The 24,818-nt window shown below is 56.2% G+C and carries 21 protein-coding genes; 18 read left to right on the top strand and 3 right to left on the bottom strand.

Going from position 1 to position 24,818, the window contains the following annotated elements; translation table 11 throughout:
• Nucleotides 1-227 precede the first annotated feature (227 nt).
• A complete protein-coding gene (locus IQ26_RS20885; RefSeq protein WP_407660222.1) occupies nucleotides 228-2,675 on the top strand; it encodes a GcvT family protein in 2,448 nt (815 codons plus the stop codon).
• An 11-nt stretch (nucleotides 2,676-2,686) separates the two neighbouring features.
• On the opposite strand, the gene IQ26_RS20880 is transcribed toward IQ26_RS20885, so the two are convergent.
• Entirely contained in the window at nucleotides 2,687-3,424 is a 738-nt protein-coding gene (locus IQ26_RS20880) for a GntR family transcriptional regulator (protein WP_145720234.1), read from the bottom strand.
• A gap of 182 nt (nucleotides 3,425-3,606) precedes the next feature.
• Here IQ26_RS20880 and IQ26_RS20875 point away from each other — a divergent pair, with 182 nt between their 5' ends.
• The 8 genes from IQ26_RS20875 to IQ26_RS20840 all read left to right on the top strand — a co-directional run bounded on the left by IQ26_RS20875 (nucleotide 3,607) and on the right by IQ26_RS20840 (nucleotide 15,144).
• Nucleotides 3,607-4,551: a choline kinase family protein gene (locus IQ26_RS20875; RefSeq protein ID WP_145720233.1), complete on the top strand. Its 945-nt coding sequence runs from the start codon at nucleotides 3,607-3,609 to the stop codon at nucleotides 4,549-4,551.
• A gap of 468 nt (nucleotides 4,552-5,019) precedes the next feature.
• Nucleotides 5,020-5,973 carry an ABC transporter substrate-binding protein gene (locus IQ26_RS20870; protein ID WP_240547183.1) on the top strand — a complete coding sequence of 318 codons (954 nt, stop codon included), beginning with the start codon at nucleotides 5,020-5,022 and terminating at the stop codon, nucleotides 5,971-5,973.
• 607 nt (nucleotides 5,974-6,580) lie between these two features.
• Nucleotides 6,581-8,980 (top strand): GcvT family protein, encoded by a 2,400-nt coding sequence (locus tag IQ26_RS20865; protein ID WP_145720232.1) that lies wholly within the window; start codon nucleotides 6,581-6,583, stop codon nucleotides 8,978-8,980.
• A gap of 15 nt (nucleotides 8,981-8,995) precedes the next feature.
• Nucleotides 8,996-9,949, top strand: coding sequence for a choline/ethanolamine kinase family protein (locus IQ26_RS20860; protein ID WP_145720231.1), 954 nt, complete (start codon nucleotides 8,996-8,998; stop codon nucleotides 9,947-9,949).
• 236 nt (nucleotides 9,950-10,185) lie between these two features.
• Nucleotides 10,186-10,935: an electron transfer flavoprotein subunit beta/FixA family protein gene (locus IQ26_RS20855; protein ID WP_145720230.1), complete on the top strand. Its 750-nt coding sequence runs from the start codon at nucleotides 10,186-10,188 to the stop codon at nucleotides 10,933-10,935.
• A gap of 22 nt (nucleotides 10,936-10,957) precedes the next feature.
• Entirely contained in the window at nucleotides 10,958-11,890 is a 933-nt protein-coding gene (locus tag IQ26_RS20850) for an electron transfer flavoprotein subunit alpha/FixB family protein (RefSeq protein ID WP_145720229.1), read from the top strand.
• 234 nt (nucleotides 11,891-12,124) lie between these two features.
• Nucleotides 12,125-13,183 (top strand): quaternary amine ABC transporter ATP-binding protein, encoded by a 1,059-nt coding sequence (locus IQ26_RS20845; protein ID WP_145720228.1) that lies wholly within the window; start codon nucleotides 12,125-12,127, stop codon nucleotides 13,181-13,183.
• Nucleotides 13,183-15,144, top strand: coding sequence for an ABC transporter permease (locus IQ26_RS20840; protein WP_145720227.1), 1,962 nt, complete (start codon nucleotides 13,183-13,185; stop codon nucleotides 15,142-15,144). The genes IQ26_RS20845 and IQ26_RS20840 overlap by 1 nt, the downstream gene beginning before the upstream one ends.
• 257 nt (nucleotides 15,145-15,401) lie before the next feature.
• Here the strand turns inward: IQ26_RS20840 and IQ26_RS20835 are convergent, their stop codons facing one another.
• Nucleotides 15,402-16,184, bottom strand: coding sequence for a DeoR/GlpR family DNA-binding transcription regulator (locus tag IQ26_RS20835; RefSeq protein WP_145720226.1), 783 nt, complete (start codon nucleotides 16,182-16,184; stop codon nucleotides 15,402-15,404).
• A gap of 239 nt (nucleotides 16,185-16,423) precedes the next feature.
• On the opposite strand from IQ26_RS20835, the gene IQ26_RS20830 reads away from it, so the two are divergent.
• The 9 genes from IQ26_RS20830 to IQ26_RS20790 all read left to right on the top strand — a co-directional run bounded on the left by IQ26_RS20830 (nucleotide 16,424) and on the right by IQ26_RS20790 (nucleotide 24,382).
• Nucleotides 16,424-17,713, top strand: a complete 1,290-nt coding sequence (locus tag IQ26_RS20830) for a class-III pyridoxal-phosphate-dependent aminotransferase (protein WP_145720225.1) — start codon at nucleotides 16,424-16,426, stop codon at nucleotides 17,711-17,713.
• Nucleotides 17,714-17,720: 7 nt separating this feature from the next.
• On the top strand, nucleotides 17,721-19,253 hold the full coding sequence (locus IQ26_RS20825) for an aldehyde dehydrogenase family protein (RefSeq protein ID WP_145720224.1): 1,533 nt from the start codon (nucleotides 17,721-17,723) through the stop codon (nucleotides 19,251-19,253).
• Between the two features lie 3 nt (nucleotides 19,254-19,256).
• Nucleotides 19,257-19,859 carry a BMC domain-containing protein gene (locus IQ26_RS20820; RefSeq protein ID WP_145720223.1) on the top strand — a complete coding sequence of 201 codons (603 nt, stop codon included), beginning with the start codon at nucleotides 19,257-19,259 and terminating at the stop codon, nucleotides 19,857-19,859.
• Nucleotides 19,859-20,275, top strand: a complete 417-nt coding sequence (locus IQ26_RS20815; protein ID WP_145720222.1) for a hypothetical protein — start codon at nucleotides 19,859-19,861, stop codon at nucleotides 20,273-20,275. Before IQ26_RS20820 ends, IQ26_RS20815 begins: the two co-directional genes overlap by 1 nt.
• Entirely contained in the window at nucleotides 20,269-20,511 is a 243-nt protein-coding gene (locus IQ26_RS20810) for a EutN/CcmL family microcompartment protein (RefSeq protein ID WP_145720221.1), read from the top strand. Before IQ26_RS20815 ends, IQ26_RS20810 begins: the two co-directional genes overlap by 7 nt.
• 91 nt (nucleotides 20,512-20,602) lie before the next feature.
• Nucleotides 20,603-20,881: a BMC domain-containing protein gene (locus IQ26_RS20805; RefSeq protein ID WP_208760191.1), complete on the top strand. Its 279-nt coding sequence runs from the start codon at nucleotides 20,603-20,605 to the stop codon at nucleotides 20,879-20,881.
• Between the two features lie 112 nt (nucleotides 20,882-20,993).
• Nucleotides 20,994-21,602 carry a microcompartment protein gene (locus IQ26_RS20800; protein ID WP_145720220.1) on the top strand — a complete coding sequence of 203 codons (609 nt, stop codon included), beginning with the start codon at nucleotides 20,994-20,996 and terminating at the stop codon, nucleotides 21,600-21,602.
• Between the two features lie 140 nt (nucleotides 21,603-21,742).
• Nucleotides 21,743-23,392 carry a Na/Pi cotransporter family protein gene (locus IQ26_RS20795; RefSeq protein ID WP_145720219.1) on the top strand — a complete coding sequence of 550 codons (1,650 nt, stop codon included), beginning with the start codon at nucleotides 21,743-21,745 and terminating at the stop codon, nucleotides 23,390-23,392.
• A 264-nt stretch (nucleotides 23,393-23,656) separates the two neighbouring features.
• Nucleotides 23,657-24,382: an autoinducer binding domain-containing protein gene (locus IQ26_RS20790; protein ID WP_162458030.1), complete on the top strand. Its 726-nt coding sequence runs from the start codon at nucleotides 23,657-23,659 to the stop codon at nucleotides 24,380-24,382.
• Here the strand turns inward: IQ26_RS20790 and IQ26_RS20785 are convergent.
• The gene (locus tag IQ26_RS20785; protein ID WP_145720217.1) at nucleotides 24,375-24,719 is read right to left on the bottom strand and encodes a transcriptional repressor TraM; all 345 of its coding nucleotides are present in this window, start codon (nucleotides 24,717-24,719) and stop codon (nucleotides 24,375-24,377) included. The genes IQ26_RS20790 and IQ26_RS20785 overlap by 8 nt on opposite strands.
• Nucleotides 24,720-24,818 lie beyond the last annotated feature (99 nt).

Raw genomic sequence — 24,818 nt, 5'->3', positions numbered from 1 at the left:
CTGCACCTACGGTCCGCGAAGATTGATCATGAGGCCAATATCTCCGTGTCCGGAGTTCTACCTTTGCCACTGCAAGCAGGCGGATGCCCGGCACCGCACTCGCGAACATGCCCCCGCATTGGGGTGGAGCCTCTGAGATCGCCTCGATTTGGGAAGAACGCAGGAACATCCTTTACCCAGTGTGATATCTGGTATATACCAGTACAAGCTTCAATCACTAGGTGAGCATCATGAACGCAGTTCCGGCAAAGTCTCAGGTTGTCATTATAGGAGGAGGGATCGCCGGGTGCTCTACCGCCTACCATCTCGCCCAGTTGGGCTGGACGGACATCATTCTGCTGGAACGTGGGAAACTGACGTCTGGCTCAACGTGGCATGCCGCGGGGATGGTTGGGCAGCTCCGGTCCACCTCCAATATAACGAAGTTGTTGAGTTACTCAGTCGATCTATATGCACGCCTTGAAAAGGAGACGGGGCTTGCAACGGGCTGGAAAGCCAATGGGTCGCTTAGACTGTGTTGCACAAAGGAACGCCGCATTGAGTTTCTCCGGCAGCTAACGACTGCGCGATCGTTCGGGCTGGAGATGGAACTGCTGTCGCCGCGCGAAATTGAGACGCTCTGCCCAGGAATCGTGACATCTGATTTGGACAGTGGACTCTACGTTGCCTCGGATGGCGTTGCAAATCCATCGGATCTGGTGATGTCACTAGCGAAAGGCGCCCGACTGAAGGGGGTGCGCATATTCGAAGATACGCCGGTTTTGGACGTGGATGTTCGAGACGGTCGCGTTCGAGCCGTCACCACCACCGGCGGGCGGATCGAATGCGATGCTGTCGTTGTCTGCGGCGGGATCTGGTCGAGGGAACTAGCCAAGAGTGTAGGTGTGCGCCTGCCGATACAAGCTGCGCACCACCAGTATTTTGTCACTGAGCCGATCAATGGGTTGCGCCGAGAAATGCCATCACTGCGAGACCCGGACAACCTGACCTACTTCAAGGAAGAGGTTGGTGGACTGGTTGCTGGAGGTTATGAGGCAAATCCAATCAGCTACTCTGCAAAGCCATCGTTGAACGACGAGGAGTTCAAACTCTTTCCGGAATTCATGGACCACTTCGAGCAGTTTATGCCAGCAATGATGAGGCGTTTCCCAGCGTTGTCGGGTGTCGGCATAAAGAAATGGTACAATGGCCTCGAATCATTCACCGAGGACACAAATTTTATTATCGGCGAGGCGCCTGAGGTAAAGGGCTTCTTTGTCGGGTGCGGCTTCAATGCAATGGGCATTGCGGCAGGCGGGGGCGCTGGAATGGCGCTTGCTCACTGGGTTGCCCATGGCGAACCGCCATTCGATCTCTGGCCGGTGGACATTCGTCGATTCTCAGCTTTTCACGCCTCCGATCGAAACGTGTTGATTCGGTCGCTCGAGGGGCAAGGGCATCACTACGCAATGCATTGGCCGCACTTCGAGTTTCAAGCAGGGCGCCCATTGCGGCGTAGCGCGCTATATGACCGCCTTACGGAAGCAGGTGCTTGCTTTGGTGGCAAATCTGGTTGGGAGCGCCCCAATTGGTTTGCACCGGTTGGGGTGGAAGCCAAGGATACCTACACGTTTGAACGGCCCAACTGGTTTGAGCAAGTTGCAGCTGAACACCGGGCATGCCGCGAGTCCGCGGCTATCTTTGACCAGTCATCATTCTCCAAGTTCATGCTAGTCGGGCGGAACGCGGAGGAGGCGCTACAACGCATATGTTCCGCGGACCTCGGCCGCCAGCCTGGTCGGGTTACCTATACGCAGATGCTAAACGAACGTGGAGGGGTAGAATGCGACTTGACGATAACGCGGCTGTCGCAAGACAGCTATTACATTGTTACCGGCACGGCAGTTGGCGACCATGATCGCTGCTACATCACCAGCCAAATAAAACAAGATGAAGACGTCCACTGCATCGACGTAACATCAGCTTTTGGAGTGTTAGGATTGATGGGTCCTCTGTCGCGCGCAATTTTAGCGCAAGTGGCGGAAGCGGATCTCGACTCCAAATCTTTTCCCTTTGGACAATACCGGGAAATAATCATCGCGGGCGCTCCGGTTCGCGCGCTCCGAGTGACCTTCGTTGGCGAACTTGGTTGGGAGCTTCATATTCCAACCGAGTACATGGTTACAGTCTATGACGCGCTCAAGAATGCCGGCCAGCAATTTGGTTTGAAAGATGCCGGGTATCGCGCGATCGACTCTTTGAGGATCGAGAAGGGATTTTGCGTTTGGGGCGCCGAGGTGAGCCCGGATGACACGCCTCTGGAGGCAGGACTTCGATTCGCAGTTGCGTTCAACAAACCCACACCATTCACCGGGCGTGAGGCGCTCGTGCACCAACGCCAACGGCCGCTAAAGAGGCGGTTGGCTACCCTCGTCTCGGATTCTCCGGAAGTCATCTTGCTTGGACGCGAAACGATTTACCGAAACGGCGAACCGGTGGGTTGGCTTACAAGTGGAGGCTACGGCCATTCCATCGGAAAACCGCTCGGCTTGGGCTATATTCGCAATCCAGCGGGTGTCACGGACGACTATCTTCTCTCCGCACAATATGAATTGGAGGTTGCCGGCGAGCGCGTCTCGGCCACGATTGTGCTTGGAGCAGCCTATGATCCGAAGAACACCAAGTCTCGAATATAGTCTGCGGACATCTAATTATTGGCTTGTTCAAAATCCGCCGAAATGAGGAACTCAGCTAGCTCAAATCGCCAGTCCTGTCGATCATACGCGAACGGTTCTCCCGTGTGGTCAACCATCGTCTGGGTGAGGACAATTGTCGGCGATCCTTTCGACACGCTTAACAAATCCGCGTCCTCATCGGAGAGGAACGTGCCCCGTAGCGTTGCGTCCGCATGTCCCACGGTGATGCCGTAGACGTCTTGCCATAGCGACAGGATAGAGCCAGTTAATGGATGATCGAGAAAATTAGGAAAGCGCACGTGCGTTAGATACATGGTCTCGATAGCGGCGGGTCTATCACCCAACTGCAAGACCCGCCTTACAAATAGGGCCTCTTCATTTCTCCTCAGCTTCAGCTGCTCACGAGCAAATTCCGGCGGGATAATCTTCTCGGCACCAAGGAGCAACGCACGTGCGTCCCTACCCCGAACGGCCGCACTGTTGATGAAACTCACAGATTTCATTAATGCGAATTGTAGGCGGGCTTCGGCAACGAACCAGCCGCGCCGATGCGAGCGAGATACAAGGCCCTCGCTTTCGAGACGCTCATATATACGGCGGGCCGTCATGCGGCTTATGCGGCGATTGTCGCCCAATTCTCGCTCAGAAGGAAGCTTCGTTCCAGGCGCGGTAGCGCCTGATCTGATTTGTTCTGCAATGTCGTCGCAGATGATTTTGATGATCGGAATGGCATTGCCTTTGGTTGTCAATCTTTAGCTCCGATTTCGACGAAATGCATGAACCTCGCCCAAGCGATCGACGACTGTCTCATGCAACTGCATTTCTTAAGACCCTCCTGGAATCCTAGCACTCCCGCTGACGTTGTGTCACGCCTTTTGGTATAGACCAGATTGCAAGCTGATGGTAAAGACTGCACTGGATTAGCGGTAGGATGATAAGGATGACACCTTGCCCAACGCGATCACTTGAAAAGGCTGGCAGCGTCGCGGAGAGTAGGCATGCACTATTCGTTCGAGGCCTGCCGTGCTGGTCGGAGCCGATAGACCTGATCCCACTTTCTGGCGGGCTAAGCAATGTCTGCTTCAAGGTCGTCCACGGTTCCGCAAGCTTCGTCGCGCGCCTTGGGTGCGATGTGCCTGCTCATCATGTGATCCGTAACCGTGAGCTTGAAGTCAGCAAAGCAGCGGCTGCAGTTGGCCTGTCGCCGAAGATTGCTTACTCCCAACCAGGCGTGATGGTGTTTGATTTCGTCGAAGGCCACACTTTTCGCGAGGAAAACGTCAAGGAAAATATCTCGAGAATAGCCGACATCGTGCGAAACGCTCACCAAGAGCTTTATAAGCACGTCCGCGGCCCAGCATTCCTTTTTTGGCCTTTCCATATCTTTCGCGACTACGCTCAAACCCTGAGAGAAGGCGCAAGTCGAATGATGCCGCAATTGTCAACACTGTTGACGGCAGTTGATCGGCTCGAGAACGACGTGCATCCTACAGATCTTTGCGTCTGCCACAATGATCTGCTTGCGGGCAATTTTATCGACGACGGAAATCGTATCTGGCTCATTGACTGGGAATACGGCGCATATGGCGATCCATTCTTTGATCTAGGCAATATCGCGGCCTTGTCGGACTTCACGCGTGTGGAGGAAACCCGACTGTTGACGTCTTACTTGAACCGAGAACCCACCGAAGCGGATCGCCGGAGGTTCGACGCAATGCGATGTATAGCTCAGTGGCGAGAAGCTATGTGGAGCATGGTCTCGGAACTCCACATGAGCGTCGAAGGCGTCGACTATGTCGCCTATACCAATGATCACCTTGGACGTTTCAATAAAGCGTATGGCAAATATGCCGCGCGCTATCGAGGAACGTGCTAGCTATAGCTAGCGGCCGTTGAGGCTGTCTTTCGGGAGGTCGCCAAAACACAAATGATGCGCTCCATGTCGCGGCCATTCGCAATTCGCGGATAGCTATCGTCGGAGTCGTTGGGATGTCCTGTCACAGCGCAGCAGTCCCGCGGCCAGGCGCGGTCAAAGACCCCCCTTGAGTGGATCCACGATCTGGTATATACCACTCCTGTTGGTATACCCTTGGACATGCACGGCCGAACATGTTCACGGCTTGGGTTTCATTTCCTCACTGATCAACACCGCGAATGTACTACGCGACATGCTCACTTGGCGACCGTCGCCGTTGGATAACCTCACCCAAGGTCAGAGGTTTTGGTGAGACGAAACGTGTGACGGAGACGCGCGATCGGTTGATCTACAATTCAGCCACATGACTACTGAGGTGTGCGACCAAAGAATAAAAGCTGGCCAAACCATAAACACAAGAGGGAAACAATGACGAATATGAGAACAATATTTCGTTTTCTGACGGAGTCGACTACAGCAGTATCAGTTGCCCTTCTGCTGTTGTCGAGCCCATCGGACGCGATCGAGCCGGAGTCTACCGAGCCAATCAAGATCTCTCTCAATGACTGGTCGAGCCAGAACATATCGTCTTATATCCTGGGCGGGGTGCTGGAGAAACAGGGCTACGTTGTCGAGTACGTTCAGGCCGACGCTATGGCCCAATTCGCTGGTTTGGAGACCGGCGACATCACTATGCAGACAGAGATCTGGCCAACCACACAAGGCGATCGGTTTGCAGCGTCAATGGCAACAGGCAATTTGATCGACATGGGGCCGCTTGGTCTTAAGGCCCGCGAAGAATGGTGGTATCCGCTCTATATGAAGGAAAAATGTCCGGGTCTTCCCGATTGGCATGCGCTGTTGAATGAGGACTGTGCAAAAGCCTTTTCTACCCCCCAGACAGCATCTAAGGGCCGATATCTCGGGGGTCCAGTGACGTGGGAGGGTTTTGACGAAGAGCGAATTCATGCTCTCAAGTTACCCTGGACAGTCATCCATGCGGGTACAGATGCAAATCTCTGGGCTGAGCTCGATTCAGCTTACAAACGCAAGTCCCCTATCATGCTTTGGGTCTATTCGCCGCACTGGTGGCCGACCAAATTCCAAGGAGAGTGGGTCGAATTTCCTCCTTATACCGCCGAATGCTACGAAGCCAAGAGATATGACTGCGGAAAGCCTTACGGCGATATTCATAAGGCTGCATGGGCGGGCGGGGAGGCGACTTGGCCTCATGCCTACTCAATTCTGCGGAAAGTGGCTTTCGATGTCACAACCTATGCCGATTTAATCAAATCAGCTGACTTGGACGGCAAACAGGCGAAAGATGTCGCTGATCAATGGATAATGGATAATACCACCGTTTGGAACGAATGGGTGAAATGACCACCTTGATGTCTATTGATGTCTCGGAATATCCTTGCACCTAAACTTTGTTACTCAACGGACTCATCTTGGCCAGCCGACCCGCACGAAGGTGCGGATCGGCTCGAGGTGAGGAATGTGGTTTTGTCTTCTGCCTGCGTTGCGCGTCGGCGCGCGAGCAAGACACATTAATTGCACCAGCGCGGCTGCCTGGATCTCGAACGGCATGGCGGCGGAAGCCCATCCAAATCTGCCGACCCGGCAGAGGCGGTGCCTTGGACCAGCGCGCGCCTCGCGCAGTGGCCGGACCGTCGGCACCAACGCGCAGCAATAAGGAATGGATGAACGCTATATTCAGCGACTTTCGGGATGCGGACAAACGGGCCGCATCGCCGGCCTGATCCCTCGCGCTCAGTATAGCATCCGGAACTCTATCAATCACAGTTTCTCACTGAGCCTAACTGCCTCTTTGGCGGAATCCGGCCTGTCAGAATGAACGCCGGCATGAATCGCAGCTACCATGCTCGTTTTCATATTGCAGACCCGAGGAAGACGGGTTGCAAACTGCTTTCGTTTGTGCTGGTATAGACCAGATTTCTGCTGTAGACCAGACGTTTTGGAGCGTGCAATGACGGTGTTCCCCTCACAAGCGGAAATTGTAGTGATCGGCGGCGGCGTATTGGGGACGTCCATCGCTTTCCATCTGGCAAAGGCAGGCGCAAAAGACGTCATCCTACTCGAAAAAAACGAGCTGACCCACGGCTCGACGTGGCATGCGGCGGGTATGGTCGGTCAATTGCGTTCTTCCCGCAACTTGAGCCGCCTGCTGCAAACCAGCGTCAATATCTACGAAGGGCTTGAGGCAGAGACCGGGCTTGCGTCCGGTTGGCGGCGGACCGGCAGCTTAAGGCTTGCCTCCACTCCAGAGCGCCTTCTTGAGGCAAAGCGCTCCAACACCATTGCAAAGAGCGTTGGCCTGGAGGCGGCCATCATCACCCCAAAGGAAATTGCGGACCTGTTTCCGATTGCAGAAACAAAAGACGTCCTCGGGGCACTCTTCGTGCCAGGCGACGGCGTAGCCGACCCCACAAGCCTCACGCTCTCCTTTGCAGCTGGCGCGCGCAAACACGGGGTCAAGATCTTCCAACACGTGGCTGTTAACGGCTTTGAACGTAGCGGACGACGCATCAACGCAGTCCGAACTACTGAAGGTGACGTCAGATGTCGCATTGTGGTGAATGCCGCGGGCGTATGGGCGCGTGAGATTGGCAAATTGATGCAAGTTAATCTTGCGTGCTGCGGTCTCGTTCATCAGTATCTGATTACTCAACCGATCGACGGTATGGACTCGAATATGCCGTCCATGCGCGATCCGGATTTATCCGTTTACTACAAGCCAGAATCTAATGGATTGGTGGTCGGATGCTGGGAGCCCAACACCGCTGCATTTGATGCCAATCCTATCCCGGGTGCGTTCGGCCGGGAACTTCTTCCTCCCGCAATGGATCGGTTCGAGCCCTTTATCGAAGCCGCTATCAAACGTACCCCGCTACTCGCGGAGCTTGGAATCCGCGATGTGATTACGGGACCGATACCGTTCTCCGCGGATGGCGACTTTGTGATGGGTCCGATACCGGGATTGGAAAACACATTCGTCGCATCGGGTTGCGTCGTCGGAATCGCGGCCGGCGGAGGAATTGGCAAGGTGATGGCCGAATGGATCCTAGAAGGGCAGCCGTCAATGGACCTTTGGCCGGTCGATGCGCGCCGTTTCGGAGATCATCACGGTGCAAAGTCTTATCTCTTTCCAAGAGCAATTGAGGTCTACGGCGATCACTATCGACTTCAACCGCCCGGCCACGAGACCTCATCAAGCCGAGGCTTCAGACGAAGCCCTCTTTATTCTCTCCTCAAGCAGAAGCAGGCCGTATATGGCGCCAAGTTTGGCTGGGAACGACCGAATTGGTTTGCATCCGGTGTGGGCGAGGCGGTAGAGCGCCCAAGCTTCGATCGCCCCAATTGGTTTTCACCAGTAGCCGATGAACACAATGCGGTTCGCAATGCTGCTGGCATATTTGATCTCACTTCGTTTGCAAAGTATGAAATACATGGCCCTGATGCGTTCAACGTCTTGCAATTCTTATCTGTTCGCAACCTTGACAAATCCATCGGCGCCGTCAGTTACACTCAACTTTGCAACAAACGAGGGGGGATTGAAGCAGACGTTTCTATCACACGACTGTCACACAATCGCTTCTACTATGTAACAGGAACCGGCAACGGCGTTCGCGATGTCGAATGGATCAGGGCCAACGCGCCGGCAAACGCACAATTTGCGATCGAGGACGTAACTTCTGCTTGGTCTGTTTTGTTGGTAACGGGACCCAAGGCACGTGGAATAATCGCCGACGCTATCGAGGAAGGCGAAGGCGGTATCCGAAGTGGTAGCGAACTCAGTACTCTTACCATTGGCGCCGCACACGTCCGCGCCTTACCGATAAGCTTCGCCGGAGAAGTAGGCTGGGAACTACATGTTCCATCCGAATTTGCCTGCGATGTATATGAGCGCCTGCTGGAAGCTGGCGGCCCTCGTGGTCTTCGAAACGTGGGCTATCGAGCGCTCGACTCTTTGAGGATTGAGAAGGGCTATCGGTACTGGGGAAGCGACATCACACCTGACTACAACCCCTACGAGGCGGGGCTCGGCTTCTGCGTCGACCTAGATCGAGATCCGTTCTTATCCCAGGTAGCGCTGCGCGACGCCAAATTGCGAGGTCCGTCCAGACGACTTTGCACGTTCGTGAGTGATAAGCTTAGAAACGCTTTCGGTGGCGAAGCTCTGTACGTGGATGGTGAAATTGCAGGCGCGACCACGAGTGCGGCCTTTGCTCATTCGATCGGAAAGGTCGTTGTGAACGCATATGTGCCGTCGTCGTTAGTGAAAAATGGTGAATTCGAAATTGAGTGCTTCGGCGAGCGCAGCCAACTGATGCGCGCGACCCAGCGCGATCTTCTCAAATCAGTATAAGTTTCGGAGATCGATATGGAACACACAGATAATACCCGTCTTCAAGACACCCTAGCTCGAGTGCCGCAGTTGCGAGATTTTCCGCTGGATCAAATCGCCATCGTGAAAGTGGGAGGTCTTACAAATCGAAACTACAAGATTACCGTCGGCGCGGATTCGTATGTTTTACGGGTACCCGGGGAGGGGACCGAGCAATACGTCGACAGGCGTGCCGATGAGCAAGCGGGCCGTTTGACGTCCAACCTCGGGGTAAACGCGGAGCTCATTCATTATGAGCCGGGCACTGGCGTTCAGCTGACTCGCTACATCGATGGCGCGACTATGATGACTCCAGACCTCTTCAAAGACCTAGATTCATGTTCCAGGGCTGGAATGGTATTCGCCAAGTTGCATCGTTCGGGGGCTACATTTTACCAGGAATTCAACGATGTGCGAAAGGCGCAGGAATACCTGGATGTTCTGAAGCAGATGGGTGGGCGCTTCCCCGAAGGCTATGATGATTTACAGAAAGAAGCACTCGTTGTTCGAGGAGCGCTGCTCAAAGGAGCGCCGCCGCTTGTCCCGAGCCACAATGATCCGGTTCCAGAAAATTTTATCAATACCGTTGACAGAATGTATCTGCTCGATTGGGAGTTCGCAGGCAACAATGATCCGATGTGGGATCTCGGTGATCTCTCCGTTGAAGGCTATTTCGACGAACGGCAAGATAGAGCTATGCTGACCGCGTATAATGGCGGTGAATTCTCGGAACGGCTTTACAGCCGTATGATTTTGCAAAAGGCGATGGTTTTTCTGTTGTGGACACTCTGGGGAGCGCTTCAAGTGGCAAATAAGAACCCGCTCAAGCCGTCGGATATTCACTACCCGTTTGACGACTTCTGGGAATATACAATAGATCGCTTCACGCGTTGCAGGGAAATTATGGAGCGCCCAGACTTCGGAACGCATATCGATCGCGTGCGAGGCTAGTATACAGCAGCACGCGAGACCTCTTCTTCCAAGGCGCGCGCTTGACCGCTTTCGTCCACCTCCCACGAGCGCTTAGCAACATGCTGTTGCCGCCTTGGTTTGTTCTGCGATTACTCGACGTTGTTCCATGACGCTGGAAAGTCGCGTCAGTATTTTCGGAATGATCAATCAATCGCCCCAGGTTGGCGGATGGTTTCTGTCGCTGGTTCCTGAACCTTTTGCATTGGATGGAAAAAATGAAAATCCTTGTGCCCATAAAGCGGGTTGTGGATGCGAATGTTAAGGTCCGCGTGAAGCCGGATGGGTCGGCGGTCGAACTCACCAATGTGAAGATGGCGATGAACCCGTTCGACGAAATCGCCGTCGAGGAAGCCATCCGGTTGAAGGAAGCCGGGAAGGTGGACGAGATCATCGTCGTTTCAATCGGACCTCAGCAGGCCCAGGAAACGCTGCGCACCGCGCTCGCCATGGGCGCCGACCGTGGCATCCTGGTCAAGGTCGACGAGCAGGTGGAACCGCTGGGGGTGGCCAAGGTGCTGAAGGGGGTGGTCGAGGCCGAGCAGCCAGGGCTGGTCATTCTCGGCAAACAGGCGATCGACGACGACGCCAACCAGACCGGCCAGATGCTTTCGGCGTTGCTCGGCTGGAGCCAGGGCACCTTCGCCTCGAAGATCGCCGTCGAAGGCAAGAAGCTGAATGTGACGCGCGAAGTGGACGGCGGCTTGCAGACATTGAAACTGTCGATGCCAGCGATCGTCACCGCCGACCTTCGCCTCAACCAGCCGCGCTATGCCTCGCTGCCCAACATCATGAAGGCCAAGAAGAAGCCGCTGGACGAAAAAACCCCGGCCGACTACGGCGCCGACGTCAAGCCGCGGCTGAAGATAGTCAAGACCGAGGAACCAAGCGGCCGCAAGGCCGGCGTGAAGGTCAAAAGCGTCGCCGAGCTGATCGACAAGCTCAAGAACGAAGCCGGCGTGCTCTGAAGTTCAGAAAGGAAAAATGACCGTGGCCATTCTCCTCATCGCCGAGCATGACAACGAGACCGTCTCCGACCAGACCGCCAAGGCGCTATCGGCTGCGCTGAAAATCGGCCCAGAGGTGCATATCCTCGTCGCCGGCAAAGGCGCGAAAAGGGCCGCCGCCGCTGCAGCGAAGCTCGAAGGCGCCAAAAAGGTCCTGCTCGTCGAGGCCGACGAGCTGGAACAGAGCCTAGCCGAGCCGCTGGCGGCAACCGTCGTAGCGCTGGCCGGCAGCTATGACACGATCATCGCGCCGGCTACGTCTTCGGGTAAGAACGTCTCGCCACGTATCGCCGCCCTGCTCGACGTGGCGCAGATTTCCGAGATCATCGAAGTCGTCAGCCCGGACACGTTCAAGCGGCCGATCTATGCCGGCAACGCAATCCAGACCGTGCAGTCGACCGACGCCAAGAAGGTGGTCACAGTCCGCACTGCGTCCTTCCAGGCGGCGGCGTCAGGCGGTTCCGCTCCGGTAGAGACTGTGAACGGTGCCGCCAATCCTGGTCTCTCGACCTTTATCGACAACCAATTGTCGGACAACGACCGTCCGGAATTGACTTCGGCCAGGATCATTATCTCGGGCGGTCGCGCGCTCGGCTCTTCGGAAAAATTCCAAGAGGTCATCCTGCCAGTCGCGGACAAGCTTGGCGCCGCCGTCGGTGCCTCTCGTGCCGCGGTTGATGCGGGCTACGCCCCGAACGACTGGCAGGTTGGCCAGACCGGCAAGGTAGTGGCCCCCGACCTCTACATTGCGGTCGGCATATCCGGGGCGATCCAGCATCTTGCCGGCATGAAGGATTCCAAGGTCATAGTTGCCATCAACAAGGACGAGGAAGCCCCCATCTTCCAGGTCGCCGACTACGGCCTTGTCGGGGATCTCTTTGTCGTCCTGCCCGAATTAAGCTCCCAATTGGAATAGTATATTCGGCCCTGGGTACACCGTTCTGAGTATTATAATGATTATCAATGTCTTCCCGGATTCCTGCAGGCAAACGCGGCCTATCCTTCAAGTTCTTTTTCATCAGAACTTCTTAGGACATGTTATTCTATTCAAACAGATTTTATCTCGCTATTTGGCAATGCCATCCCTCCACACCGAAGCGTCCGTTACTATTGAAGGGCCGTACGACGTTCCGGCAGGGAGATTATGTAGATGAGAGCATCCGCAGGCCCGGAAAACACCGGGGATCGACCCCAGTCGACAAAGCTCGCATGCAGAGGACTCTGGAAGGTCTACGGCTCCAACGCTGCTCGAATCCTACAGCAAAGGAATTTCACTCCGACGTCCGAGCTATTGCAGAGTCATGGCTTGGTTGCAGCCTTGCGTGACGTTTCAGTAGATATTCGCGAAGGTGAGATATTTGTCATTATGGGATTGTCGGGCTCCGGCAAGTCAACGCTGGTTCGGTGCCTTTCCCTACTAATCGAGCCAACAGCCGGCCAGGTCCTGTTCGAAAACCGCGACCTTGTGACGGTTCCCGAAAAAGAGCTCATCTGGTTGCGGCGGCACAAGATGAGCATGGTTTTCCAGCATTTCGCACTGCTCCCCCATCTAACCGTGCTTCAGAACGTTGCCTTTCCGCTTGAAATTCAGGGCATAGGGCAGCCCACACGCGAATCCCGGGCGGCCGAGATGATCGAATTGGTCGGCCTGAAGGGTCGTGAAGGAAACTATCCGCGCGAGCTATCTGGAGGGCAGAGACAGCGAGTTGGAATTGCCCGATCGTTGACGACGGAACCAGAGGTTTGGTTCCTTGATGAGCCTTTTTCGGCGCTCGATCCATTGATCCGCCGCGAACTGCAGAATGAATTGCTTCGACTACAACGTATTTTGCGGAAGACCGTGATCTTTATAACCCATGATTTCGACGAGGCCGTTCGAATTGCCGATCGCGTTGCAATTCTGAAAGATGGGATTGTCGAACAGATCGGCTCTCCCGAACAACTCGTTCTGTCACCAGCTACGGACTACATCGCCGAGTTTACCCGACATGTTTCACGCGCCAAAGTCGTAACAGTTGCGGCAATCATGCAGCGCGATTGGCAAGGTGCTTCAGCCGCAAATCCTGTCAAATCAAACTGTCGAATCGAGACCGTTGCGCGTCAAGTCCTCGATAGTGAAGGGGCAACACGTGTGGTCGATGATGCCGGAAGAGTGGTGGGCGCCGTTAGTCGCGACGCCGTTCTTTCAGTGTTGTTTCCTGAGTCGTGATGATGTGGCAAACGGCAACCACAACGAACCAGAAAAACAGTTCAGTCTGGCTACTCGCTTTGGTTATCGTTGGCGTTTGGTTCACGACTAGCCGAATTGCCTGGGCAAATATTCCCCCAGAGGGGCCTCTTCTGCCTATCTCTTTGTGGATTGGCGCCGCAATGGATTGGCTAATCAAGGATGCCCACTTCGGGCCGGTAACCTTCCAAGAGGTTACTCGCGCTGCAGCGCGGATCATGAATTGGCCGCTCTCCGCCGCAAATGCCTTTCTGTGGAAAGGCGTCCCGATCACGAAGGAATTTAGAATTATGCCGGTCTCCTGGATCGGTGTTGTTTGTCTTATGACCTTAGTCGGGCACGCGATCGGGGGTTGGCGGCTCGCGGTCCTTAATCTTTGCTGCTTCTTGTATATGGTGCTTTTTGGGTTGTGGGAAAGCTCCATGATGACCTTTGCTTCAATCCTCGTGGCAGTGCCGCTGAGCTGCGCAGCTGGATTTTCCGTTGCAGTGGTCGTTTTCGGTAATCGCAAGGTGGAGGCGGCAACGCTTGTCATCCTCGATTTCATGCAAACCGTCCCGATATTTGCCTACTTGCTCCCTATTCTCTTTCTCTTCGGCTTCAGCCCCGTCTCGGCGATGCTCGGAACGATGATCTACTCAATGCCGGCAATGGTAAGGACAACGCTCCTTGCCTTTAAGACTACGTCGGATGAACTCATTGAGCTCGGGCGTGTTGTAGGTGCAACCAAGCGCCAGATGATTCGCAAGATACTCGTACCATCGTCGCGGCCACTGCTAACAGTAGGCATGAACCAAGTCGTCGTTCTTTCTCTCAACGCCGTCATCATCGCATCGATTATCGGCGCCGGAGGTCTTGGATTTGACGTTCTCAAGGCCCTGCGCACGCTCAATACAGGCCGGGGTCTCGAGGCAGGTTTTGCCATCGTTTTGATGGCCATCAGCCTTGACCGCCTCTCAATAGCCTATACTCAGCGCGTAGCGGATAGCCCTGTGCGAAATAGAGGCTGGATTGGTTATTTGGTTACTGGAATTGCGATCGCCATTCTTGCGATGGGTGCATCATATATATGGCCGTTTGCCCGTTCGGTCCCAGCCGAGATGCAGCTTTCTATCGCACCTTACGTTGCAAAGGGGCTGGATTATGTAACTATAACCTATGGTGATGCGATCGATACATTCACTGGATTCATGTACATTTATTTATTGAATCCTATTCGAGACATTGTTGTTGGATTGCCTTGGTTATTTGTTGTCTTTGGTCTGTCGGTCGTAGCATGGAAGTTGGGTGGCCCAAGGCTCTTGATAACCATCGTGGCTCTTCTTGCATTTATTTTGCTCACTGGCTTTTGGCGAGCATCAATGACCACGGTATACCTCATTGGCATCTCCGTAACGATCTCGCTGCTGCTGGGATTGCCCCTTGGAATAGCAGGCGCCCTAAATGATCGGATGTCCGCAGTTCTGGGGACTATCTGCAACACTTTGCAAACGTTACCTTCTTTTGTCTATCTGGTACCCGTCGTCATGTTATTCCATGTCGGTGATGTCCCCGCGATCATTGCTGTCGTTTTGTATGCGGTCACGCCTGTGATCCGGTACACGGACATGGGAATTCGGCGTGTCGATCCCGGTTTGCTCGAAGGGGCAAAGGCGATGGGCGCTAGCCGTATACAGACGCTTTTGAAGATTCGCTTACCGATGGCAATGCCGGAGATTCTGCTGGGTCTCAACCAGACAATAATGCTAGCGATTTCAATGCTTGTTGTCACGGCTTTGGTTGGCACGCAAGATCTCGGTCAAGAGGTCTATATCGGTCTTAGCCGCGCCGATACCGGTCGCGGGCTAGTAGCGGGCATCTGCGTGGCATCGCTGTCAATAATTGTCGACAGGCTAATCCAAACATATGCCAACCGTCAAAAGCGGGCACTTGGATTGGAATAACCGAAACGAACCATGCATGGGCCGGACCGCTACCCTTGTGCGGAACCATTGCCACTGCTGTCTGGCCCGGCCAAAGATCGTCATCTGATCGGGCTTGCAGCCTAGTCTGCCGCCCAAGAAAAATTGAGCGGGCTACCGCCGGCCTAGTTTCGCACCACCAATGGCCCCATTGTCAGCGAATTGACGCTGTCTGTAACTGGCCCAGGTCCATGCTTGGCGGTCTCGGGCCGACGGACTTGGTGAGCCCTCATGTGTCTCTATCCACGAACCTCGCGGAGATTTTTCGGCACAAGCACACTCACGCCTGAGTTACCTAATACCCCCGAGAATGGTGCCGGCGGGAGGCGATCCGTTGCCACCGTCAACGCCTGGGTGATCGGATACGTCCGCACGGCGGCACGCCTACCGAACTTGCTGCTGTCGGCCAAAATCACAAGCCTGCTCGCTCGGCGTAACACCAGGCGCCGCAAATTGGCTTCTTCCTCCTCGAAATCCATCCAGCCGAGTTCTGAATCGCATGCTCCGATTCCAACAAGAGCGAGGTCGAACGCAAAACGTTCGATGTAGCTGATAGCATCTTGGCCGCTCATCGCGTTGTCACCCTTACGGACGATGCCCGGCGCGACCCGAACACGAATTCCCGGCGATTGAGAAAGGCTCGCGGCGATATCAAGTGAATTCGTGGTGACGGTCAAATTGGCCCGACCGATCAGATGGCGAGCGCAAGCGGATTGTGTCGAACCCGCATCGATGAAAATCGACATTCCATTTTCAGCGAGATCGGCGGCAACTGCACCGAGTAAGGATTTCTCGCGAGTACGGACGCGGGCTCTCTCTGCGACAGTCGGTTCCTGATCGACATGGAACGGCACTGCCCCTCCGTGGATACGACGAACGAGACCTTTTGCCTCAAGATCAGTCAGATCCCTCCGTATCGTCTCGGTACTAACATCTAACGATTGCGCGATCGCTTCGACGCGAACCCGGCCATTCGCAGCGAGCTGTCGCCGTATCTCATCTTGGCGGTAGTTGGTGGACATTGTGGCATTCCTTTAGTTTATGCCACGAGATCACACAACGGCATTTCGCGGCTATCTGCGAGGCCAGTCACGCTCTGTCCGCCTTCTAGATCCTAGCCAGCCGTTTCCCCCAAAGAGAATAGCAGGCTGTCGTAAATGGCAATTGACACACTGACTGAAATGTTGGAAATGTTGGAAATGTTGTTTTTCTAGTACCGCTGACCGCCCCGGCGTGATCCCTCACACCAATCGGGAACCCAATGTTCGACTACGGCATGTTTAAGTTTTCATCGAAGGAGGAGGTGATCGAGAAGTCGATTGCTTACTGGAATCCTGGGAAGACGAAGTTCTGGAGAGATGCCGGCATAGACCTCGTTATCGACAAGCGGGAGGGCTACGTCATTCATGATATGGACGGGAAGCGCCTGATCGATCTCCACATCAACGGCGGCACGTTCAATTTTGGCCATCGCAATGCCGAACTAATCGACACGCTGAAGACCGCGCTCGACCATTTCGACATCGGCAATCATTGGTTCCCGTCTGTCGCTCGTACGGCGTTGGCTGAGGCCCTAGTGAAGGTCTGCCCGGGTTTTGATTACGCCTTCTTTGCGCCAGGCGGCGCCGAGGCTGTCGATGTGGCGATCAAGTCGGCCCGTTATGCTACCCAACGACGCAAGATCGTATCGATCATAAAAGGCTATCACGGTCATTCCGGCCTTTCGGTGGCCACTGGGGATGCGCGCTTTTCAAAGATATTTCTGTCGGATAGGCCCGAAGAGTTTATCCATGTGCCGTTCAACGACCTCACCGCAATGGAACGCGCCCTTTCGTCGCGAGACATTGCAGCCGTGATTTTGGAGACGATTCCTGCCACCTACGGCTTTCCCATGCCGCACGACGGGTACAATCAGTCGGTCAAGGCGCTGTGTGAACGATACGGGGCACTCTATATCGCCGATGAAGTTCAGACAGGCCTACTGCGCACCGGTGAGATGTGGGGGTGGCAATCCTACGGCGTACAGCCTGACATCTTTGTCAACGCGAAGGGGATCAGCGGCGGCATCTATCCATTCGCGGTCACCATGCTTACCAAAAGGACTGGTGCGTGGATGGAAGAGGACGGTGCAGCACATATTTCGACCTCTGGTGGCGCTGAGCCCGGCTGCTTCGTCGCTTTGAAGGTGCTTGAAATCCTGCAGCGGCCTGAAGTCCGCGCGAACGTCCATTATCTCACTCGATATTTCGGTGATGCTTTCAGAGACATGATCCAAAATGATGGCGATGTCGTCGTGGGTCTGCGTCAAAAAGGCGTGGTCATGGGAGTCGAGTTTGCTCACCCCGAAGGGGCTGTTCACGCTTCACGCGCGCTCTATGAAAATGGTGTCTGGGCGATCTTCTCGTCTCTCGACAAGCGCGTTCTGCAATTTAAGCCCGGAGTGTTGATGTCATCCACCCTGGCGGAGGAGGTCGTGGATCGGTTTCGTGTCGCCCTCCCGCGCATGCGCGAGCTTATCTCGCAGGCCCCCTCCGTGCGTGCCGCCGCTTAGGTGATCAATGGCTACCGAGACAGCAAAACTGAATTTCTCATCGCATAGCGACACCCACGGCGCGATGCTTGATCGCGCCCGATGGGCTGCGACGACGTTCGCCCGATACGACCCCGTAGCGACATTGAAGATCGCCAAAGCCGTCGCTCAAGCGGCACACAGCCAAGCAGCGCGCTATGCCGAATGGGCAGTGAAGGAAACCGGTTTCGGTGTTGTTGAACACAAGCGCCTGAAGAACGAGTTGTGTTCTCTTGGAATATTCGACACCTACAAGGACACAGATTGGACCGGCCCAGCGATTGATGGCGATCGCAGACTTGTTCGTATCGGTCGACCTGCTGGTGTCATCCTCGCACTGACGCCATCGACAAACCCGGTCGCAACTGTGTTTTTCAAGACCATCCTTGCCCTTCTCACGCGCAATGCGATCGTCATCTGTCCGCATCCCGCTGCAAAAGCATGCTGTGCCGATGCAGCCGATTTGCTCGCAGCAGAGGCAGTGAAGGCGGGTGCCCCCGACGGGGTAATCCAAGTGGTGCGGGAACCGTCAATTCCAGTTATCGAAGGTCTGATGGGCGATGAACGCGTCGATCTCGTCGTCGCGACGGGTGGGCCGGCGGTCGTCCGTGCGGCATATCGCTCAGGCACGCCCGCCTTGGGTGTGGGACCAGGCAACGGACCGGTCTACGTCGACTCCAGCGCGGACCTTACGGCCGCGGCAGCACGGATAGTCGAAAGCAAGTCGTTCGACAATTCAATCTTGTGTACCAATGAATCGGTCGTGCTTGCGGAGAAAGGCATCGCCAATCAACTCCTCGATACACTGCGGACAGCTGGAGCACATCTTTGCTCTCCCAGCGAACGCGAGAAGCTGCGGGCGTTCCTTTGGAATGACAAGGGGTTCAATGTCGACGCTATCGGTAAGGACGCTTCGATCATCGCCCGAGCCTGTGGCTTTACCATCGCGAGCAATGCCAAGGTCCTGCTTGTCCCCATTGATCGCCTGCTGCCTGAAGAGCATTTCACACGCGAGAAACTCTGTCCGGTTCTCGGATTCGCACCTGTGGGCGGAGTCGACGAAGCAATTCGTGCTGCTCGCTCGATGACCCGCAAATCTGGGGGTGGCCATTCGGCGGCTATCCACTCCCAGAATGAAACGACGATCATGGCTTATGCCGCTGCCGTGCCTGCCCTTCGCACGGTTGTGAACGCACCCTGCTCTCAGGGGGCCGCCGGTTTCGGCACTAATCTTGGTCCGACGATGACGATCGGGACAGGTTTCATGGGCGGCAGCGCGCTCGGCGAAAATCTCACGCCGGCTTCGCTCATGAACTGGAGCAGCATTGCTTACCCCACCGATGAGCGTTTGCCCTTCGGCAATTTCGAGGGCCTGACTCCATGGAAGACGCCAAGTTCAACAGTCTCGGTCCCCGCGCAACCCGCACGATCTGCGCCCGCACCTCACGAACTGGCGCTGCTGCGTGAGCAGATCCGCTCTCTCGTCCGCGAAGAGCTCAAATCAGCCCTAGGTCGGACATAAATCATGGCAAAACTGCGCTCCTTCATATTCATCGATCAGTTGCAGCCGCAGACCATGTGCTTCATGGGTTCATGGATTCGCGGTTCCCTGCCGCGAACCAATATGGCTGCTCAAATCATCGAGGTAGCTCCCGGCCTCGACATTGAGGCGTTGACGGACGTGGCGCTGAAGGAGGCCGAGGTGCAGGCCGGCATTCTCGTCGTGGAACGCCAGTTCGGCTATTTGGAGATCCATTCGCGGTCGACAGCTGCAGTGCGGGCCGCCGGCGCGGCGGTGCTAAGAGACATTCAGGTGTCGAGTGATCAAGCCCTGAAACCGAAGGTTCTGGCGTCGCGCATCGTAACACGCCTCGATCCGCTGCACGCATTCCTGATCAATCGAAACAAGGGCGGTTCCATGGCTCTTGCTGGCGAGACGCTGTTCGTCCTGGAAATGGAACCGGCAGCGTACGCAATTCTGGCCACGAACGAGGCCGAGAAAGCAGCAGACATCAAGGTAATTGATTTCCGCATGATCGGCGCCACTGGTCGGGTATATCTGTCTGGCACGGAAGCAAGTGTGCAGGCAGCAGCATCGGCCGCGCAGTCGGCCCTGGAGATCGCGTGATGGGCGCGCTCGATCCCAATGTCCTTCGGCAACTTGTCAGCGAAGCTGTCCGCGAGGCACTCGCAAGCCAACCTTCCACGCGTCCGGAAGTGGTATCGATCGCGACCGACTCCGACCTGCGGCGTTTCGTCGACCGGATTGTCACGTTGATGGACGACCCTGCCACGGCAGTACAATTGCGCGACGGCACCATCGCTTTTCAACTGGATCCGGATCGCAGCGACAGCCCGGCTGTCCGTTCGGGGTCGGCCCCCGCAAATAAGATAGCACCACTCTCGGGAATTGTCGGTGAGAAGATCATCAATGGCGCCGAAGGGAAAGAGCTGGTGCTTGGCCCCGACGCCGTCGTTACGCCGATCGCTCGTGACCGAGCTCGCGAACGCGGCATATCGCTGATCCGGAGGCAGACATGTTGAAGGCCACTGTCGTTGGAAGTGTCTGGTCTACAAAGCGTGTCGATGAAATACCCGTCGGCTCAATATTGGAGGTTGAGGTCGAGGCCGGGGCTCGCCTGCTGGCCTTCGACCCGCTTGGTTGCGGAACGGGGGAGCGCGTTATCATTGCGACCGGTTCGGTCGCAGCTGCGTGGTTCAAAGGGGCGAACCCGCCGATCGATGCGCTCATCATTGGGTCCATAGATGAGGAAACATGATCGAGAATCTAGCGCAACTCGATCGGCCGCCAGGCCAACGGGGCGGAGTCTTCGCCGCAATTTAAACCAAGCAACTAAACTGGAGAACATCATGTCGAATGCAATAGGAATGATCGAAACGAAGGGATACGTCGCTGCGCTCGCGGCCGCCGACGCGATGGTGAAGGCAGCCAACGTTTCTATCGTGGGTCGCGAGGAAGTAGGCGACGGGCTTGTCGCTGTTATCATCAATGGCGACGTAGGCGCCGTGAAGGCCGCGACCGAAGCTGGGGCTGAGGTTGCGGGTCAAGTCGGGACGGTGGTTTCCGTTCATGTGATTCCACGCCCTCATGCGGACGTCACGAAATTCTTCGCCACACCTACGAAGTAGACCGGGGTAGACCTTGAAAACGCCGCGCACGACCGCTGAGACTACCCGACCTCGAAATGAAGTTTCGAAGCCGCTTGCTCCCGTGCGAGGTGGCGACCTCCGCGTCTACCTCATGCTGGAAAACCTGCAGCCACAGTTTGCAGCTTATCTGGGTACTCCAACACGTGCCCGTGGCTATCCAGCTCTTGCCGGGCAGCATTCCCTGATCCTCGAGGTCGCGCCAGGCCTCATGATTGAGCGCGTGATCGATCTCGCGCTCAAGCAGGACCCGGAGCTCGAGCCTGGGATTCTCTTCGTCGAACGCCAGTTCGGTGTGCTGGAGATCCATGGAGATGATGGTGCGAGGTTGGAACGGGCGGGACAGGCGATTCTCAGCGGACTAGGACTTTCGGCGGAGCAACAGCTGCGGCCACGTATCCTGTACACGGACAAAATTGAAAGAATAGCGGACCAGCACGCGATCATTATCAATCGAAATCGACAGGCTTCAATGGCGCTGCCCGGCGAAACGTTGCTTGTCTTCGAAATGGTTCCCGCGCTCTTCGCGACACTTGCCGCGAACGAGGCAGAAAAAGTCAGTCCTGGACTGACCCTCGTTGATGTCCAGATGATCGGGGCGGCAGGCCGCGTCTATATGTCGGGCAAATCCGATGATGTCGATCGGGCGCTGCTACACATCGAGGCAGTGCTCGCTCGTGTGCAGGGCCGGGATCACAATTGACGAATCCTATCGAGGCGAACCTATCCCGGCAGTCCTCGGAAGCGACTTTGGAACTCTCGCCTCAGGTACTTAAAGCGCTTTGAGAGCAGCCCTGTAAATAGGAGGCGGGGTGAAACGCAAAGGCGATCGGATAGGTAAGAATGTTGGACTTTATCGGCGCGGTCGCTCTATTGCTTTGGGGCCTACGTATGGTCAAAACTGGTGTGACCCGCGCCTTCGGCGCGAGGTTACGTCGGTGGATCGCGGCTGGCACACGCAATCGGCTGATGGCCTTCGGCGCCGGCTTTGCCGCGACGATGGCCCTGCAGAGCAGCACGGCTACCGCTCTGATGACGGCTTCGTTTGCCGGCAGCGGCTTCATGAGTTCGGCGATGGCGCAGGCCGTCATGCTCGGCGCCAATGTAGGGACCAGCCTCGTCACCCGCATCCTCGCCTTCGACATCCACTGGCTGGCACCGCTACTGATTGCAGCCGGGGTCGTCACGTTCACTTGCAGCGAGGCAAAGCAGCCAAAGGGGATCGCCCGCGCGGTGCTAGGCCTCGGCCTGATGCTCCTGTCGCTCCACCTATTGGGACAGTCTACCGAGCCATTGCGGCAGTCGGCGGTTCTGCGCGCCCTGATGGCTTCACTTGAAGCCGTGCCGGTGCTGGCTGTTGTTGTCGCGGCCGCGCTAGCGATTGCCTCATCCTCCAGCATGGCCGTTGTCCTTCTCATCACGTCGCTGGCGGCCAGCGGAACGCTCAGTCCGGGCCTCAGCCTTGCACTTGTGCTCGGCGCCAATCTCGGCGGCGCCGTTCCTCCGATACTCGCGACGCTGGTCGACGGGCCGCTGGCGCGCCGCGTCACCGTCGGCAACTTTCTGGCTCGAGCAATCGGCTGTATGATCGTCGTGCCTTTTGTCGATCAGGCGGCTTTGGGCTTGTCCAGCGTTGCCGCGGGTCCAAGTCAATTCGTTGTCGACGCCCACATCGCCTTCAACCTCCTGCTGGCTGCGGTACTGCTGCTGCTGCTTGGTCCGTTCGCCGGTGCGATGCGACGGGCCCTTCCCGAAGCTGGCATTCCCGGCAGCGGTCCAGAGCATTTAGACAAGGGGAGCCTCGATGACCCAACTGTGGCGCTCGCCTGCGCGGCGCGCGAGACGCTGCGGATCGGCGACAAGGTAAAAGCGATGCTGCAAAACAACCTTGAGGCTCTGCGCCGCAACAACACAAAACTTTGCGCGGACATTGCCATGATGGACGATGAAGTCGATCGGCTGAACGATTCAGTAAAACTCTATCTTGCAAGTCTCGACCGCACCGTCCTCGATGATAAAGACACGCAGCGCTCCGCGGAGATCGTTTCCTACTCCATCAATCTCGAGCATATCGGGGATATCGTCGACAAGAACTTGCGAGAGCTCATCGAGAAAAAGATCAGGAACCAGCTGACCTTCTCGGCGGAGGGCGCTTCCGAAATCGAAGAATTTTACGCCGTCACCATCGAGAATTTGCGCCTTGCCCAGAGCATTCTCGTGTCAGGCGACGCAAAGCTCGCCCGCCGGCTGGTCGAGGCGAAGGTCGATATCCGGCATCTTGAGGAGCGGTCGGCCGAGAATCATCTCAACCGGCTTCGCGACGGGCACATCGAAACTCTCCAGACCAGTTCGCTTCATCTCGACATCCTGCGCGACCTAAAGCGCATTAACGCTCATATAGCGGCGATCGCCTATCCTATTCTGAAGAAAGCTGGCGTTTTGCGTGAATCTCGTCTGCTCGAGACTACCAACCCGGGGGGACGCGCAAGTTGAGCGCCGCGCATTCCGACCAGGGCCCTGGAATCCTGTCAAGCAGGGCGACAGCCGAGATCGAGTGCTCGCTCGGTACAGAAACACTGCCACAATCAATTGACGAAATAACAACAAGGGAGCGTTCATCGATCCCACTATGACATGGTGAGCGCTTTTCGGCGATCGGTGCGGCACACTTCGCGCCGGAGAGGTTCACGACCATCACCCACTGCTAGCCCGAGCGAGGTACACGCATAGGCACGCAACAAAACGAGGAGGTTGATGTTGCCAGCAAAACTAGAACGCGTCCTGGACGATCATCTGGATGGATTGATCGACGCAATGGAGCTCGCGCGGGATGAGCCCTCGATCAAGACCGCGCTGCAGGAATTCGCCACGGATTCCGGCTTCGAGCACTTTGCCTATTTCAGCGTCCGGGTATCGGATGCGCGAGGGCTGTCGAACTACCCCCTGAAATGGCAGGAACGCTACGTGTCGAATAACTATGTGACATTGGATCCGGTCATCGCGCAGGCGAAGCGTCTGATGCGGCCCTTCACCTGGTCCATGAAACAAATGCAGTCGCTCGGCCGAGCAGAGCGGAAGTTCTTCGACGAGGCCGCGGAATTCGGAATCCGGTCCGGCATCTCAATCCCGGTGAAAGCCGGTTTTGGCCGCACCGTCATGCTCACGCTTGCGACAAATCGGGACGAACCTGGACCCGTTGTGGTCCGAGACGTCGCTCTTGCCGCGACAGCGGTGGCGTTTGTCCACATCAGCCTGATCAGGTTGTCCGCGAAACTCCCAAGAACAGGGCAGACCGACCTGTCGCCCCGGGAAGCGACCTGCCTGGCCTGGGCATCGATCGGCAAGACGATGAACGAGACCGCGAAATTGCTGACGATCTCCGAGCGCTCGGTACGTTTCTATCTCGAGCAGGCACGCGACAAACTCGGCGCCAACAATGTCGCCCACGCCGTCCGTCTCGCGGTAGAACGCGATCTCATCTGACGTCCGGGAACGGTTCGGACACACCCGCACCTGGCACATTGGGAACGTGACCAAGGCCATCGACTAGCGCGGCAACAACGGCCATCTGAGCGCGATTGTTCAGCATGGCGCGAACGTAGGCTTGATGGAAGTCGGCAGCGTTGTCGCCCCCGGACTGTTTTGCCGCCATCCACGCCGAATACGCGGTTTCTGCTATTTCCAGAAGACGCCGGTGTTCACCGATCGACTCGTGAGTGAGCTTCTCAAGCTGAGGTTGGTCGAGCGGCCGTATTAATTCGGCAAGTGCGGCCGATAGCTCGTCATTTGGTGATTTCATGTCGGCTCGATCGGCGGTCATGATACTCCAAGCAGATTGGTCCGCGGTGCGCCCCCCGCCGACGATAATCCTGTGCACCCAAGCCAGGAGTTAGAAACCGCGCCTACGGCGGCCCTATGA

The organism is Mesorhizobium tianshanense, from assembly GCF_007830515.1.
In the GTDB taxonomy this organism is placed as follows: Bacteria; Pseudomonadota; Alphaproteobacteria; order Rhizobiales; family Rhizobiaceae; genus Mesorhizobium; species Mesorhizobium tianshanense.
The sequence above is the reverse complement of the archived record's forward strand: the minus strand, read 5'-3'. Positions and strand labels throughout refer to the sequence as shown.